Raw genomic sequence first — 15569 nt, forward strand, 5'->3', positions numbered from 1 at the left:
ACGTCAGCGCCTCCATCGAGGGCGCCTACTCGGCGATCCACAACACGCTGGGCGCCACGATCGCGGTGCTGCAGGTTGATCGCGGCGACCAGCAGCATCGCGGCGTTCACCGTTCCCGCGACGGCCATGGCGAGCACCACGTCCAGTCGGGTGACCCGCAGCAGCAGGCGTCGATGCGAGCCCTCGGCGGGATGCCCGTGCCGGTCCAGGACCAGGCCGGAATGCATATAAACCGCGTGCGGCATCACGGTGGCGCCCAGGATGGCGGCGGCCAGCAGCACGCTTTCGGTGCCCTGGAATCGCGGCACCAGCCCGCCGAGCACGGCATCCGGCGGCGGGGTCTTCACGAAGAAGCTGGCCGCGAACCCGACGGCGATGACCAGCAGCAGCCCGGTGATGACGCGCTCGAAGATGATCTGCCCGCGCCGGTCCTGGATGGCCAGCAGCAGCAGGGACACCACCCCGGTGATGATCCCGCCGAGCAGCAGCGGGAAACCAAAGAGGATGCGCAAAGCGATTGCACCGCCGACGATTTCGGCCATATCGGTGGCGATCGCCACGAGTTCGGCCTGAACCCAGTACACCAGCCGCACCGGACGGCCCATCCGCTTGCCGATGGCCGCGGGCAGCGAGCGCCCGGTCACCAGACCGAGTTTGGCGGACAGGTACTGCACCAGCCCGGCCAGCGCGTTGGCCACCACGATGACCCACAGCAGCAGGTACCCGAACTGCGCGCCGGAACTGACGTTGGCCGCGACGTTGCCCGGGTCGACGTAGGCGATCGCGGCGACGAAGGCGGGCCCGAGCAGATACCAACTGCTTTTGAGCGAGTCCTGGCTGCTCCGCGTCAACGTGTCGCCCCTCGATTCTTGCGGCCGAATAGAAAAGTGAGGTTAGCCGAACACTACGGGTTCACCGGAGGGCTACCCGTCATTCGGCCGAATAAGCCTCGGCCGTCGGTGCGCCAGTCAACCGGGCAGGTAGAGCCCCTTGCCGGTGATCAGGGGGAGGTCCAGCGTGGTCACGATTCCCGGCGGGGCGGCCACCACGGCGGGGATCGCGTTGACTACCCGCATCGCGGTGGCGACCAGCCCGGCGTGGTTGTGGTCGCCCTTGCGGCTGCTCAGGCAGACGTCCATGGCATACGACGGTTCGCCGGTGATCTCGATCCGGTAGGAGCCGCCGTGCTGGGCGGGCTGCGGCCAATCCGGGCACAGGTCCTCGCGCAGCCGGGTGACGTGCTCGAGAACCACGACGGGGTCGCCGTCGACCATGCCGAACACCTCGAACCGCAGCGCGGCGGCGCTGCCCTTGGGGATGTGCCCCGACGCGATGTCGAAGTCCTCGGGCGCCGGCACGCGCACGTACTCCTGCGCGACCGAGTCGAGGGATAGACCCAGGCCCGCCGCCAGTTGCCGCACCACCGATCCCCACGCCAGGCTGAGCACGCCGGGCTGCAGCAGCATGGGTATCTCGTCGAGCGGCTTCCCGAAGCCCATCACGTCGAACATGACGGCCGCGCTGTCGTAGGTGGCGTAGTCGACGATCTCCATGCAGCGGATCTGCTGGATGTTCTGACAGGTGCCGGCCAGCGCCATCGGCAGCAGGTCGTTGGCGAAGCCGGGATCGATCCCGTTGACGTACACGCTCGAATTCCCTTCGCGCGCGGCGTCTTCGATGGGCTTGATGAGCTCCTCGGGGATCACCTCCCACGGGTACTGCAGAAAGACCGGACCGCTGCCGACGATGTTGATCCCGGCGGCCAAGACGCGCCGGTAATCCTCCAGCGCCTCGGGCAACCGGTTGTCGGCCAGCGCGTTGTAGACGGCGCACTGCGGGCCGGTGGCCAGCACGGCGTCCAGGTCGGTGCTGGCCAGCACGCCGGTCGAATCGTCAAGTCCGGCAAGCTCAGCCGCGTCCTTGCCGGCCTTGGCCTCCGATGACACCCAGACGCCTCTGAGCTCGAACTCGGGGTTGGTGATGAGCGCCCGCAGCGCGTGGACGCCGACATTGCCGGTACCCAACTGGACGACGGGGATGGGCATGACAGGCTCCTTCGGGGTGGTTGGTTCACGACCGCGAGCAGACGCAAAATCGCATGAACTGGGGGGGCGCAGGCGAGTTTGCGTCTGCTCGCGCGTCAAGGGGTCACAGGTCCGGGACGGGGATGTCGAGGTTGGGGTAGGTGAGGCCGCCGTCGACCTCGAGCGTCTTGCCGGTCAGGAAGCTGCCCGCCGGTGACGCCAAATAGACTGCGGCGGCGGCGATGTCGACGGGATCGCCGAGGCGGCGCAGCGGGGTCGCCTTTTCCATCGGTGCGCGCAGTTCGTCGTTGGACGCGACCACATCCAGCGCGGAGGTCAGGATCGACCCTGGCGCGATCGCGTTGACGCGGATGCGCGGGCACAGGTCCAGCGCGGCCGACCGGGTGTAGTGCGCCAGCGCTGCCTTGGCGGTGGCGTAGGCGGCGAAACCCCGTCCGGCCAGCCGGCCCATGGTCGAGGTGATGTTGATGATGCTGCCGCCGCCGGAGTGCTCCAGCATCAGGGGCACCGCCGCGATGGTGAGCGCGTGGGCGGTGGCGACGTTGAAGGTGAACGCGTCCTTGAGGTCTTTGGTCGAGGTGGTCAGCAGCGTGTTGGGCATGGTGCCGCCGACGTTGTTGACGACGATGTCTAGTTTGCCGAAGGCCTCGACGGCCTGGCCGGCCAGCTCCGCGGTCGCCTCCGGGTGGGCCAGGTCGGCGGCGACGATGTGCGCCCGGCGGCCGGCGGCGCGGACCTCATCGGCGACGGCTTCTAGTTGCGATTCCGTGCGCGAGGCGATCAGCACATCGGCGCCCGCCTCGGCGAAAGCCACCGCCATGGCCGCCCCGAGGCCGCGGCCGGCACCGGTGATGACGGCGACTTTGTCGTCGAGACGAAATCTGTCAAGGATCATTGCGGCCTCTCTTCGCCCAAGTTGTCAGCCGACACGGTAGCAAGCCCGGCCGTCTCGGATGCGGCATTTCTGGAACAGGTTCTACTTTTGCACATCGGCGGGGCGATGTAACGCCCCCTGCCCATCGGCCGCCGGACGGTCCGGCCGCCTTTCGCGTCCACTGCGAGATCATTCGCGCGGCGTTAGCCTTAGTGCTGAAAAGTTTGCCGGCGCGCGGCGGCTAGCGAATGGTGGCGATCATGGTTGAATTCTCCCGTCGGGAATCATATTGCGGCTGAAGCGATTTCGAGCGACGCTGGGCGTCGCGACCGTTGTTGCCCTGGCGTTGTCGGGCTGCGGAAGTAACGAGAACGGGGCCGGAGACCGCGGCGGGCCGGGCACGTCGACCAGCAAGGTGAGCTGTGGCGGGGCGAAGTCGCTGAAGGCGAGCGGTTCGACCGCCCAGGCCAACGCGATGACCCGCTTCATCAGGGCCTTCGAGCAGGCCTGCCCCGGCCAGACGCTGAACTACACGCCGAACGGGTCGGGCGCGGGTATCGGCGAATTCACGGGAAATCAAACGGATTTCGCGGGATCCGACTCGCCGCTCGCGTCCATCGAATACTTCGCGGCCCGGCAGCGCTGTGGTTCGCCGGCCTGGAATTTGCCGGTGGTGTTCGGCCCGATCGCGATCGCCTTCCACGTTGCCGGCGTCGCGTCGCTGAACCTGGACGGCCCCACGGCCGCGCGAATGTTCAAAGGCGCGGTCACCGCGTGGAACGATCCGGCCATTGCGGCGTTGAACCCGGGCGTCGCGTTTCCCGCCGAGCCGATCCGGGTGATCTTCCGCAACGACCAGTCCGGCACCACCGACAATTTCCAGAAGTACCTGGACTCGGCCGCCAACGGCGTCTGGGACAAGGGCACCGGAAAGACGTTCAACGGCGGCGTCGGTGAAGGGGTCAGAGGCAACGACGGCGCGTCCGCGGCGGTCAAGGCCACCGAGGGCTCGATCACCTATGTCGAGTGGTCGTTCGCCCAGGCGCAAAAGCTCGACATGGCCAAGGTCGTCACCTCGGCCGGGCCGGACGCCGTGGCCATCAGCGCCGACTCGGTCGGCAAGACGATCGCCGGCGCCGACTTCACCGAGGAGGGAAACGACCTGGTCGTCGACACCTTCTCCTTCTACAAGCCGACCCAGCCCGGCTCCTACCCCATCGTGCTCGCGACGTATGAGATCGTCTGCTCGAAATATCCCGACCCGCAGGTCGCCACGGCCGTAAAGGCGTTCCTGCAGAGCACCGTCGGTGCCGGTCAGGACGGCTTGACGAACAACGGTTACGTTCCCGTCCCGCAGTCGTTCAAGTCCCGGCTGTCGGTGGCGATCGACGCCATTTCGTGAGCACCCTCGCGCGGGCGTGCGGGGCTCCCTCAAGCCGCCTTGGCCAGCGACAATCAGCCGACAGCAATTTGCCCAACGTTAACCTTCTTGCTGTTAGCTTCCTTGCTGCGAGAGACGCCGGTCGACGCTCGATTGCCATCAGGACGTCGGCACACCTGTTTCCTCCCTACCGTTAGGAAGTGACTTGAAACTCAACCGATTCGGTGCCGCGCTGAGCGTCGTGACCGCCGGCGCGCTGGTGTTGTCGGGGTGCGGAAGTGACAAGAACGCCACGGGCGAGAGCGGTGCGACGAGTGGCTCGTCGGGCAAGGTCAGCTGCGGCGGGAAGAAGACGCTGAAGGCCAGCGGGTCGACCGCGCAGGCCAACGCCATGACGCGGTTCGTCAACGCCTTCGAACAGGCCTGCTCCGGCCAGACGCTGAACTACACGGCCAACGGCTCGGGTGCCGGAATCAGCGAATTCAACGGCAACCAAACCGATTTCGGTGGTTCCGATTCGCCGCTCGCCGCGAAGGAATACGCCGCGGCACAGCAGCGCTGTGGCTCGCCGGCGTGGAACCTGCCGGTGGTGTTCGGCCCGATCGCCATCACCTACAACGTCAAGGGGCTGAGCTCGCTGAGTCTCGACGGGCCCACGGCGGGGAAGATCTTCAACGGCGCGATCACGACCTGGAACGACCCGGCCATCGCGGCGCTGAACCCCGGCGTCGCGCTGCCCGCCGAACCGATTCACGTGGTGTTCCGCAACGACGAGTCCGGCACCACGGACAACTTCCAGAAGTACCTGGACGCGGCCTCCGACGGCGCGTGGGGTAAGGGCGCCGGCAAGACGTTCAAGGGCGGCGTCGGCGAGGGCGCCAAGGGCAACGACGGCACGTCGGCGGCGATCAAGGCCACCGAGGGGTCGATCACGTACAACGAGTGGTCGTTCGCCCAGGCGCAGAAATTGAGCATGGCCAAGGTCGTCACGTCGGCCGGCCCGGACGCCGTCGCGATCAGCTCCGACTCGGTCGGCAAGACCATCTCCGGGGCCAAGATCAGCGGCCAGGGCAACGACCTGGTGCTCGACACGCTGTCCTTCTACAAGCCGACCCAAGCCGGGTCCTACCCGATCGTGCTGGCGACGTACGAGATCGTCTGCTCGAAGTATCCCGATTCACAGGTCGGCACCGCCGTGAAGGCGTTCCTGCAAAGTACGATCGGTGCGGGGCAGAGTGGCCTGGCCGACAACGGGTACATTCCCATTCCCGACTCGTTCAAGTCGAGACTGTCGGCCGCTATTAACGCCATCACGTGATTTGAGGTGGTAGTGACCCGAGGAGCGGTAGCCAGCCCGTCGACCCCGAAAAAACCCGGGCTCAAGGCGCTGGGCGCGCCCTCCGCTCGGCGGGGGGACCGGCTCTTCAAGCTGACGGCCGCCGCCGCCGGGTCGACGATCGTGGTCGCGATCCTGCTGATCGCGGTGTTTCTGCTGATTCGTGCCGTTCCGTCGTTGCGGGTCAACCACGCGAACTTCTTCACCAGCGCACAGTTCAGCACCACCGACCCGGCGAAGCTCGCCTTCGGCATCCGCGATCTGTTGATGGTCACGGTGCTGAGCTCGCTGACCGCGCTGGTGCTCGCGGTGCCGGTGGCGGTCGGGATCGCGGTGTTCCTCACCCAGTACGCGCCCAAGCGGCTGGCCCGCCCGTTCGGCGCCGTCGTCGACCTGCTGGCCGCGGTGCCCTCGATCATTTTCGGGTTGTGGGGCATCTTCGTGCTGGCGCCCAAGATCGAGCCCGTCGCGGCGTTCCTCAACCGCAACCTGGGCTGGTTGTTCCTGTTCAGGCAGGGCAACGTGTCGCTGGCCGGCGGCGGAACCATCTTCACCGCGGGCATCGTCCTTTCGGCGATGATCCTGCCGATCATCACCTCGGTGTCCCGCGAGGTGTTCCGTCAGACCCCGCACATCCAGATGGAAGCGGCGCAGGCGCTGGGAGCCACCAAGTGGGAGGTGGTGCGGATGACCGTGCTGCCGTTCGGCCGCAGCGGTGTCATCGCCGCGTCGATGTTGGGGCTGGGCCGCGCGCTCGGCGAGACGGTGGCGGTGCTGATCATCTTGCGCTCGGCCGCGCGCCCGGGAAACTGGTCGCTGTTCGACGGCGGCTACACCTTCGCCTCCAAGATCGCCTCCGCCGCAGCCGAATTCAGCGAACCGCTGCCCACCGGCGCCTACATCGCCGCGGGATTCGCGCTGTTCGTCTTGACCTTCGTCGTCAACGCGCTGGCGCGGGCCATCGCCGGCGGGAAGGTCAACGGATGACGGCCAGCGTGTTCGACCGGCCGGTCAAGACCCAGGCGTTCCGGCCCGTGAGCTTCCGGCGGCGGATCACCAACAGCGCGGCCACCGTCTTCTTCGTCGCCTCCTTCCTCATCGCGCTGGTCCCGCTGGTCTGGGTGCTGTCGGTCGTGGTGGCCCGCGGCTGGTATGCGGTCACCCGGACCGGCTGGTGGACGCATTCGCTGCACGGCGTGCTACCGGAGCAGTTCGCCGGCGGCATCTATCACGCGCTGTACGGAACCGTGGTGCAGGCCGGGGTGGCCGCCCTGCTGTCCGTGCCGCTCGGGCTGATGACGGCCGTCTTCCTGGTGGAATACGGTTCCGGGCGGCTGGTGCGGCTGACGACCTTCATGGTCGACGTGCTCGCCGGGGTGCCCTCCATCGTGGCGGCGCTGTTCATCTTCAGCCTCTGGATCGCCACCCTGGGATTCCAGCAGAGCTCGTTCGCGGTGTCGCTGGCGCTGGTGCTGCTGATGCTGCCCGTGGTGGTGCGGTCCGCCGAGGAGATGCTGCGGCTGGTGCCCGACGATCTGCGGGAAGCCAGCTACGCGCTGGGCGTGCCTAAATGGAAGACCATCATGCGGATCGTGTTCCCGATCGCCATGCCCGGCATCGTCTCCGGGGTCTTGTTGTCGGTCGCCCGGGTCGTCGGCGAGACCGCCCCGGTGCTGGTGCTGGTCGGATACAGCCGGTCGATCAACGTCGACATCTTCCACGGCAACATGGCCTCCCTGCCGCTGCTGATCTACACCGAGCTCACCAACCCCGAACACGCCGGTTTCCTGCGCATCTGGGGTGCGGCGCTGAGCCTGATCATCATCGTCGCGGTGATCAACCTGATCGCTGCGGCGACCCGGTTCCTGGCGACCCGACGGCGCTGAGCGCGCTGGGTCAGGACTTCGAAGCGGCCTTCTTGGCCGGTGCCTTCTTGGCCGCGGTCTTCTTGGCGGCGGTCTTCTTCACGGCCGTTTTCTTGGCCGACGCCTTCTTGGCTGGAGCTTTTGCGCCACCGGAGCGCGCCTTGACGCTGGCCTCCAGCTTGGCCAGCAGGTCCGAGACGTCCTCGGTCTCGTCCAGCTCCTTGGGTTGCTCCTCGGTGGTAAACGCCTCTCCGCCTTCGAGTTTGGCGTCGACCAGCTCCTGCAGCTGCTCCTGGTAGGTGTCGTGGTAGCGGTCGGGGTTGAAGTCTTCGGCCATCGACTCCACGACCTGACCGGCCATCTTGAGTTCGGCCGGCTTGATCTCGACCTTCTTGTCCAGCACCGGGAAATCCGGGTCGCGGATCTCGTCGGGCCACAGCAAGGTGTGCACCACCATCACGTCGCGCTTCCCGAAGTCCTTGACGCGCAACGCCGCCAGCCGCGTCTTGTTGCGCAGCGTGAAGTGGACGATCGCCATCCGATCCGTCTCGGCGAGCGTCTTGGCCAGCAGCACATAGGATTTCGATGACTTGGAATCGGGCTCCAGGAAGTAGCTGCGGTCGAACAGCATCGGATCGACTTCGCTGGCCGGCACGAACTCCAGCACCTCGATCTCGCGGCTGCGCTCCTCGGGCAGGGTGGCGATGTCGTCGTCGGTGATGATGACCATCTGGCCGTCGTCGGATTCGTAGGCGCGGGCGATGTCGCGGTATTCGACGACCTCGCCGTCCAACTCGCACACGCGCTGATACCGGATGCGGCCGTTGTCCTTGGCGTGCACCTGATGGAACTTGATGTCGTGGTCCTGGGTGGCGCTGTACACCTTCACCGGGACGTTGACCAGTCCGAACGCAATCGAGCCCTTCCAGATGGAGCGCATGTAAGTCAGTATGCCCATACAGTTCGCCGGCTAACAGGACGCGGGGCCGTCGCGCCGCAGCTCGTGACCGCATCGAAGCCTGCCGGCGGGCTAGGGCCCGTTTGCCTGGGCGCGCAGCGCGGCGCGATCGGGGAGGTCCGCCCCGGCGCGGCCGACGGTCAGCGCCGACGACAGGCCGGCCGCCTCGAGCGCGGCCGTCAGGGCGTCGACGGGAATGTTGCGCAGGGCGGCTCGCCGGTCGGCGCCCAACACTCCCATTCCCCACAGCGCGTCGATCAGGCCGACCGTGAAGGCGTCGCCGGCGCCGACGGTGTCCACCACCCGCACCGGCCGGGCCGCCGCCCGCGCCTCGCCGGCCGCGCAGAACGCCAACGACCCGCGGGCGCCCATCGTCACGACGACGATCGCCGGCCCCGAGGCCAGCCAGCTTCTCGCGGTGCGTTCCGGTTGGTGATCGGGGTCGACCCACCTCAGGTCCTCGTCGCTGGCCTTGACGATGTCGCTGCGCTCCACCAGGTGCGCGATGCGCGCGCGGGCGAGCGTCGGGTCGGCGATCAGCGACGGGCGCACGTTGGGATCGAAGCTCACGGTGGCCGACACGTGGTACGCGTCGAGCAGCGCCGCGACGGCGAGGCAGCCGGGCTCGCGCACGGCGGCGATGGACCCGGTGTGCACCAACAGCGGCGGCGCGGCCTCGGGCGTACCGGCGAGCCGCCAATCCAGGTCGAATGTGTAGGTAGCCGTGCCATCCTCACCGATCGTCGCGCGCGCGGTCGGCGTGCGGCGCGCCGACGTGCTTCCCGGAACCAGCTGGACGCCAGCGGATGTGAGGTGTTCGGTGATGCGCCGCCCGGCTTCGTCGTCGGCGATGTGGGTCAAGAAGTCGATTTCGTGGCCGAGGCGGGCGAGCCCGACCGCGACGTTGAGCGGGCTGCCGCCGACATGCTCCGCGATTCCGCGCTCGGCGTCACCGGGGTTTTCGACCCTGTCGATCAGCGCCTCGCCGATCACCAGCCCGCGGGCCATAACCTCACCCCTCGCCAGACGACGTACGTTGACACTATGAGTGCGACGGCGGCGCCCCTGGTGCGGCTGACCAACGCCGAGAAGGTGCTGTACCCCGCCACCGGTACCACGAAGCGCGACGTCTTCGACTATTACACCCGGATCGCCGAGGTGATGATCCCGCACGTCGCGGGGCGCCCGGCCACCCGCAAGCGCTGGCCCAACGGCGTCGAGCAGGATTCGTTTTTCGAAAAACAACTGGCCTCGTCGGCGCCGGACTGGCTGCCGCGCGCCAGCGTGACGCACCGGTCCGGCACCACGACGTATCCGATCATCGACACCCCGGAGGGGTTGGCCTGGATCGCGCAACAGGCCGCCCTGGAAGTGCACGTGCCCCAGTGGCGATTCGTCGCCGAGTGGACGCGCAGCAAGGCCGAGGAGCTCAAGCCCGGCCCGGCCACCCGCCTGGTGTTCGACCTGGACCCCGGCGAAGGCGTGACCATGGCGCAGCTGTGCGAGGTGGCCCACGCCGTCCGCGATCTGATGGACGGGATCGGGTTGACGCTGTTCCCGCTCACCAGCGGCAGCAAGGGCCTGCACCTGTACGCGCCGCTGGCGGAGCCGGTGAGCAGCAAGGGCGCCACGGTGTTGGCGAAACGGGTTGCCCAGCAACTGGAGCAGTCGATGCCCAAGCTGGTCACGTCGACCATGACCCGCAGCCTGCGGGCGGGAAAGGTGTTCCTCGACTGGAGCCAGAACAACGGATCCAAGACGACCATCGCACCGTATTCGTTGCGCGGACGCGAACATCCTACGGTCGCGGCGCCCCGCACCTGGGCGGAGATCGGCGATCCGGAGCTGCGCCAGCTGCGCTACGACGAGGTGCTGGAGCGGGTGGCGCGCGACGGCGATCTGCTGGCGGCCCTCGACCAGGACGTCGCCGTCCCGGACCGGCTGAGCAAGTACCGCAGTATGCGGGACGCGTCGAAAACCCCAGAGCCGGTTCCGCGGACCAAACCCACCACCGGACAAGGCAATTCGTTCGTCATCCAGGAGCACCACGCCCGCCGTCTGCATTATGACTTTCGGCTGGAACGTGACGGCGTGCTGGTGTCGTGGGCGGTGCCGAAGAACCTGCCCGAAACCACCTCGGTGAACCACCTGGCGGTGCACACCGAGGATCATCCGCTGGAATACGCCACCTTCGAGGGCAACATCCCCAAAGGGGAGTACGGCGCCGGGAAGGTGATCATTTGGGACGCCGGCACCTACGAGGCGGAGAAGTTCCTGGAGGACGAGGTCATCGTCAACCTGCACGGCAGCAAGGTCTCCGGCCGCTACGCGCTGATTCAAACGAACGGCAACCAGTGGCTGGCGCACCGGATGAAGGAGCAGAAGGCCTTCGACTTCGACGGGATCGCGCCCATGCTCGCCACCCACGGCTCGATCGCGGCGCGCAAGGCGGGCCAATGGGCCTTCGAAGGCAAATGGGACGGTTACCGGCTGTTGGTCGAGATCGACCACGGCGACCTGCGGGTGCGGTCCCGGCGGGGCCGCGAGGTGACCAACGAGTATCCCCAATTGCGGGCGCTGGCAGCCGATCTCGCCGACCACCACGTGGTCCTCGACGGCGAGGCCGTCGTCTTGGACGCGCACGGGGTGCCGAGCTTTCACGCGATGCAGAACCGGGGGCGGGGGAGCCGGGTGGAATTCTGGGCGTTCGACCTGCTGTACCTGGACGGCCGGTCGTTGCTGCGGGCGCGCTACCAGGACCGCCGAAAGCTGTTGGAAACGCTGGCCAGTGGCGGCGGCCTCATCGTCCCCAAGTTGTTGCCGGGCGACGGCAAGCAGGCCCTGGAGCATTCCCGCAAGCACGGTTGGGAGGGCGTGGTCGCCAAGAAGCGCGACTCCACCTATCAGCCCGGCCGCCGCTCGGCGTCGTGGATCAAGGACAAACATTGGAACACCCAGGAAGTCGTGATCGGCGGGTGGAAGGCCGGGGAGGGCGGGCGCAGCAGTGGCATCGGCTCACTGCTGATGGGCATCCCGACCGACGGGGGCCTGCACTTCGCCGGGCGGGTTGGGACCGGCTTCACCGAACGCGACCTGGCCAACCTGAAGAAGACCCTCGCGCCGCTGCACACCGACCGATCCCCGTTCGACCCGCCCCTTCCCCGCAGCGAGGCCCGCGGCGTGACGTACGTCGAGCCCGTGCTGGTGGGCGAGGTGCGCTATAGCGAGTGGACCCCGGATGACCGGTTGCGCCAATCGAGTTGGCGCGGGCTGCGGCCGGACAAGGATCCGAGTGAGGTGGTGCGCGAATGAAATGGGTGACCTACGCCGACGCCGACGTTGAACGCACCGGGGTGCTCTCCGGTGACGCCATCCACGCCATGCCCGCGGGCGTGACGCTGCTCGAGCTGATCGGGCGCGGCGCCGACGGCTTGCGCGCGGCGGGCGAGGAGGCGCTGCGCGTCGCGGCGCCGGTGCCCGTGAATGGGGTGCGGCTGCTGGCGCCGATCCCGCGCCCACCGTCCATCCGCGACTCGTTGTGCTTTCTGGATCACATGCGCAACTGCCAGGCGGCGCTGGGCGCCGGGCGGACGCTCGCCGACACCTGGTATCGCATTCCGGCGTTCTACTTCGCCTGCCCTGCAACCGTTTTGGGCCCCTACGACGACGCGCCGACCGCGCCCGGAAGCGCGTGGCAGGACTTCGAATTGGAGATCGCCGCGGTCATCGGCACCGGCGGGCGGGACCTTTCGGTCGACGAGGCCGAACGGGCCATCATCGGCTACACCATCTTCAACGACTGGTCGGCGCGGGACCTGCAGCAAATGGAGAGCCAACTGGGGATCGGCCAGGGCAAGGGCAAGGACAGCGGCGTCACGCTGGGCCCGTACCTGGTGACGCCGGACGAGCTCGAGCCGTATCGACGAAACGGCAAGTTGGATCTGCAGGTCACCGCCCTGGTCAACGGCGCCGTGATCGGATCGGGTTCGACCGCCCAAATGGATTGGAGCTTCGGCGAAGTCATCTCCTACGCCTCGCGCGGCGTGACGCTCGCCCCCGGCGACGTCATCGGGTCGGGCACCGTGCCGACCTGCACGCTGGTCGAGCACCTGAACCCGTCGGCGCTGGACGCGTTCCCCGGCTGGCTGCACGACGGTGACGTCGTCACGCTGCAAGTCCAGGGACTCGGCGAGACCCGGCAGACCGTGCGCGCCAGCGGCGCGCCGCACCCGTTGGCGGCCCGGCCCAACCCGGACGCCGCGCCCGGCGCGCCCCGGGTGAACCGCGCGCCGGCGAAGGTGCCCTACACCCGCGGCCTGCACCTGGTCGCCGACCGGGTGTGGGCCTGGACGCTGCCGGACGGCGGCTACGGCTGGAGCAACGCCGGGCTGGTCGCCGGCGATGGGGCGTCGCTGCTCGTCGACACCCTGTTCGACCTGGCGCTGACCCGCGAAATGCTCACCGCCATGCGAGATCTCACCTCGACGGCACCCATCACTGACGCGCTGATCACGCACTCCAACGGGGACCACACCCACGGCAATCAACTGCTCGACGCCTCGGTGCGGATCATCGCCGCGCGGGGCACGGCCGAGGAGATCGCGCACGGCATGGCGCCTGAGATGCTGGCGATGGCGCAGACCGCGAACCTCGGGCCGGTCGCGACGCCCTACACGCGAGACCGGTTCGGGCACTTCGACTTCAGCGGCATCACGGTGCGCAACGCCGATCAGACCTTCGAGCGGGACCTGACCATCGAGGTGGGCGGGCGGCGCGTCGAACTGCTGAACCTGGGTCCGGCGCACACCGCCGCGGATTCGGTGGTGCACGTGCCCGATGCCGGGGTGCTGTTCGGCGGCGACCTGTTGTTCATCGGCTGCACCCCGATCGTGTGGGCCGGCCCGATCGCCAACTGGATCACCGCGTGCGACACCATGATCGGGCTCGACGCGCCGACGGTGGTGCCCGGCCACGGGCCCGTCAGCGACCCGGACGGAATCCGCGCCGTCCGTGGGTATCTCGCGCATGTGTCCGAACAGGCCGAGGCCGCTTATCGCCGCGGCCTGTCGTGGTCCGAGGCGGCGGACACCATCGACCTCGGCGAGTACGGGACCTGGCTGGACGCGGAGCGCGTCGTCGTCAACGTCTACCAGCGTTACCGCGAACTGGACCCCGAGACCCCGCAGCTGGAGGTGATGGCCTTGCTGGTGATGCAGGCCGAGTGGCTGGCCAAGCGGGGCGCCGGCTAAACCCGAACGGCCCGAACGAAATTGATCGTGGTCGCCGGAACCTGCTGGGCCGTCGGCCCCAGATCGGGCAGCCCCGCGGCGGCGAACAGATCGGTCAGCCGGGATTGGGTGGTGTCCCACCCGTTGTCGTGCAGATGCGCGGCGACGTCGGTGTGCTCGCCCGGGTACGTCAACTTGCCAAGGTCCATGTCGAGTCCCCATCGTCGCCAGCCCTCGTTCATCAGCCGGGCTTGTTCCTGGGCCTCCGGCGAAGTCCCGGTCACCGTTCCGTAGTCGGCGGCGAACCGGCTGCCCTCGGCGGACAGCGGGATGATGGAATCCAGCAACCGAACCTCGGCCTCCGGGGGCAGCCATCCGATCAGCACCCCCTCGGCGAGCCATGCGGTGGGATGGGCCGGATCGAAGCCCTCGTCCTGAAGCGCCGCCGGCCAATCCTCGCGCAGATCGATCCCGACCTCGCGAAGCTTGGCGGTGGGCGCCGCCCCGATCGCCGACATCGTCGCGGCCTTGAACGCGATCACCTCGGGCTGATCGATCTCGTACACGATCGTTCCGATCGGCCAGCGCAGCCGGTAGGCGCGCGAATCCAGACCCGACGCCACGATCACCACCTGCAGCAGCCCCGCTTCGCCGGCGGCGGCGAGGTAGTCGTCGAAATACCGCGCGCGGGCCGCGAACGTGTCGACCATCCGGGCGAAGCCCACGGTCCGCTCGAGTTCGTCGGGATCCAGTTCACCGCTGGCCAGCTTGGTGAAGACGTCCAACCCGACGGCACGCACCAAGGGTTCGGCGAAGTCATCCGTGATCACCGGCTGCGGCCGCTTGCTCGCGGCGGCCCGGGCGGCGGCGACCATGGTGGCCGTCGCTCCCACGCTGTTGGCCAGGTCCCAGCTGTCACCTTCGGTTCGCGCCATGGTTCTCCTTCGACGTCGCGGCAAAACCACCGTATGCCCCTTCCGTGAACTTCCGCGTCGCTACGGTTTCTCCCATGCCCGCAGTGGAATTGGAAACCCTCGAAGACGACATCGCCCTCGTCACCCTGAACCGGCCCGAGCGTCTCAACGCCATCGACGGATCGCTGATCGACGGCGTGCACACCGCCCTGGCCGAACTCGCCGCCGGCGAGTTCAGGGCCGCGATCCTGACCGGCGCCGGTCGCGGATTCTGCGCGGGTGCCGACCTGAGCGGCACCGGCGAGCCGTGGACCAAGCCCAGGCCGTCGACCCCGCCGTTCAAGGTCAACTACGACTCCCAGGTCCGGCTCGCCGACCTGTTCGTCCGGATCTACGAGTTGCCCATTCCGGTGGTCGCCGCGGTCAACGGCGTCGCCGTCGGGGGAGGGCTGGCGTTCACACTGGTCTCCGATGTCCGGGTCGCGTCCGAGCAGGCCAGGTTCGGGTCCGCGTTCATCAAGGCGGGCTTCTCGTCGATGGACATGGGCACCAGCTACCTCCTGCCGAAGATCGTCGGCGCGGGGGTGGCGCGCGAACTCATGCTGTCCGGACGGATCATCGACGCGGCCGAGGCCTACCGCATCAAGTTGGTGCACGAGGTGGTGGCCGCCGACGAGCTGATGGCGGCCGCGCTGAAGGTGGCCCGCTCGATCGCCGATAACAACGCCTACGGCGTGTGGCAGACCAAGATCGGCCTCAACGCGGCGCTGGACGCGCCGAGCTTGCGCCACGCCATCGAGATCGAGAACCGCACCCAGATCCTCAGCGGTTTCACCAACAATCCCGTCGAGGCGGCCATGGCGCACCGGGAGAAACGGGCCCCGAAGTGGGACCCGCTATAAGCGGCCGGGTTTGATGGCGGCGGCCCGCTCCGCCCGGCCTGATGGCGGCCGCGCTCGCGACCGCCG

Annotated in this window: 13 protein-coding genes; 7 read left to right on the forward strand and 6 right to left on the reverse strand. The window is 68.1% G+C overall.

Annotated features, from left to right (window positions below):
• From A5702_RS24885 to A5702_RS24895, 3 genes are all read right to left on the reverse strand, one after another.
• On the reverse strand, positions 1–881 hold an 881-nt coding region (locus A5702_RS24885; RefSeq protein ID WP_369817983.1), incomplete at its 3' end, for an Nramp family divalent metal transporter.
• A gap of 87 nt (positions 882–968) precedes the next feature.
• Positions 969–2045 (reverse strand): diacylglycerol kinase, encoded by a 1077-nt coding sequence (locus tag A5702_RS24890; RefSeq protein ID WP_068224658.1) that lies wholly within the window; start codon positions 2043–2045, stop codon positions 969–971.
• 103 nt (positions 2046–2148) lie between these two features.
• Entirely contained in the window at positions 2149–2940 is a 792-nt protein-coding gene (locus A5702_RS24895) for an SDR family oxidoreductase (protein ID WP_055404756.1), read from the reverse strand.
• 268 nt (positions 2941–3208) lie between these two features.
• Here A5702_RS24895 and pstS (A5702_RS24900) point away from each other — a divergent pair, with 268 nt between their 5' ends.
• The 4 genes from pstS (A5702_RS24900) to pstA all read left to right on the forward strand — a co-directional run bounded on the left by pstS (A5702_RS24900) (position 3209) and on the right by pstA (position 7522).
• A complete protein-coding gene (gene pstS / locus A5702_RS24900; protein WP_055404757.1) occupies positions 3209–4321 on the forward strand; it encodes a phosphate ABC transporter substrate-binding protein PstS in 1113 nt (370 codons plus the stop codon).
• 184 nt (positions 4322–4505) lie between these two features.
• Positions 4506–5618, forward strand: coding sequence for a phosphate ABC transporter substrate-binding protein PstS (gene pstS, locus A5702_RS24905; protein WP_068224660.1), 1113 nt, complete (start codon positions 4506–4508; stop codon positions 5616–5618).
• A gap of 6 nt (positions 5619–5624) precedes the next feature.
• Entirely contained in the window at positions 5625–6623 is a 999-nt protein-coding gene (gene pstC / locus A5702_RS24910) for a phosphate ABC transporter permease subunit PstC (protein ID WP_067822036.1), read from the forward strand.
• A complete protein-coding gene (pstA, locus tag A5702_RS24915; protein ID WP_055404760.1) occupies positions 6620–7522 on the forward strand; it encodes a phosphate ABC transporter permease PstA in 903 nt (300 codons plus the stop codon). The genes pstC and pstA overlap by 4 nt, the downstream gene beginning before the upstream one ends.
• Positions 7523–7532: 10 nt before the next feature.
• Here the strand turns inward: pstA and A5702_RS24920 are convergent, their stop codons facing one another.
• Positions 7533–8441, reverse strand: coding sequence for a Ku protein (locus A5702_RS24920; RefSeq protein WP_068224663.1), 909 nt, complete (start codon positions 8439–8441; stop codon positions 7533–7535).
• A 90-nt stretch (positions 8442–8531) separates the two neighbouring features.
• Positions 8532–9467, reverse strand: a complete 936-nt coding sequence (locus tag A5702_RS24925; RefSeq protein ID WP_068224666.1) for a carbohydrate kinase — start codon at positions 9465–9467, stop codon at positions 8532–8534.
• Positions 9468–9503: 36 nt separating this feature from the next.
• On the opposite strand from A5702_RS24925, the gene A5702_RS24930 reads away from it, so the two are divergent.
• Both A5702_RS24930 and A5702_RS24935 read left to right on the forward strand, forming a co-directional pair.
• Positions 9504–11771 (forward strand): ATP-dependent DNA ligase, encoded by a 2268-nt coding sequence (locus A5702_RS24930; protein WP_068224670.1) that lies wholly within the window; start codon positions 9504–9506, stop codon positions 11769–11771.
• Positions 11768–13708: a fumarylacetoacetate hydrolase family protein gene (locus tag A5702_RS24935; protein ID WP_068224673.1), complete on the forward strand. Its 1941-nt coding sequence runs from the start codon at positions 11768–11770 to the stop codon at positions 13706–13708. The genes A5702_RS24930 and A5702_RS24935 overlap by 4 nt, the downstream gene beginning before the upstream one ends.
• Here A5702_RS24935 and A5702_RS24940 read toward each other — a convergent pair.
• The gene (locus tag A5702_RS24940) at positions 13705–14622 is read right to left on the reverse strand and encodes an SAM-dependent methyltransferase (protein WP_068224676.1); all 918 of its coding nucleotides are present in this window, start codon (positions 14620–14622) and stop codon (positions 13705–13707) included. The two genes, A5702_RS24935 and A5702_RS24940, sit on opposite strands and share 4 nt — an antisense overlap.
• An 83-nt stretch (positions 14623–14705) precedes the next feature.
• Here A5702_RS24940 and A5702_RS24945 point away from each other — a divergent pair, with 83 nt between their 5' ends.
• Positions 14706–15503 (forward strand): enoyl-CoA hydratase/isomerase family protein, encoded by a 798-nt coding sequence (locus tag A5702_RS24945; protein WP_197506697.1) that lies wholly within the window; start codon positions 14706–14708, stop codon positions 15501–15503.
• Positions 15504–15569 lie beyond the last annotated feature (66 nt).

Source organism: Mycobacterium sp. E3339 (assembly GCF_001666915.1).
In the GTDB taxonomy this organism is placed as follows: Bacteria; Actinomycetota; Actinomycetes; order Mycobacteriales; family Mycobacteriaceae; genus Mycobacterium.

Excerpts from the sequence above, each read along its gene's own strand:
- A5702_RS24890 (WP_068224658.1), bottom strand. The coding sequence starts at position 2,045 with ATGCCCATCCCCGTCGTCCAGTTGGGTACCGGCAATGTCGGCGTCCAC.
- A5702_RS24895 (WP_055404756.1), bottom strand. The coding sequence starts at position 2,940 with ATGATCCTTGACAGATTTCGTCTCGACGACAAAGTCGCCGTCATCACC.
- pstA (WP_055404760.1), top strand. The coding sequence starts at position 6,620 with ATGACGGCCAGCGTGTTCGACCGGCCGGTCAAGACCCAGGCGTTCCGG.
- A5702_RS24920 (WP_068224663.1), bottom strand. The coding sequence starts at position 8,441 with ATGCGCTCCATCTGGAAGGGCTCGATTGCGTTCGGACTGGTCAACGTC.
- A5702_RS24925 (WP_068224666.1), bottom strand. The coding sequence starts at position 9,467 with ATGGCCCGCGGGCTGGTGATCGGCGAGGCGCTGATCGACAGGGTCGAA.
- A5702_RS24930 (WP_068224670.1), top strand. The coding sequence starts at position 9,504 with ATGAGTGCGACGGCGGCGCCCCTGGTGCGGCTGACCAACGCCGAGAAG.
- A5702_RS24935 (WP_068224673.1), top strand. The coding sequence starts at position 11,768 with ATGAAATGGGTGACCTACGCCGACGCCGACGTTGAACGCACCGGGGTG.
- A5702_RS24940 (WP_068224676.1), bottom strand. The coding sequence starts at position 14,622 with ATGGCGCGAACCGAAGGTGACAGCTGGGACCTGGCCAACAGCGTGGGA.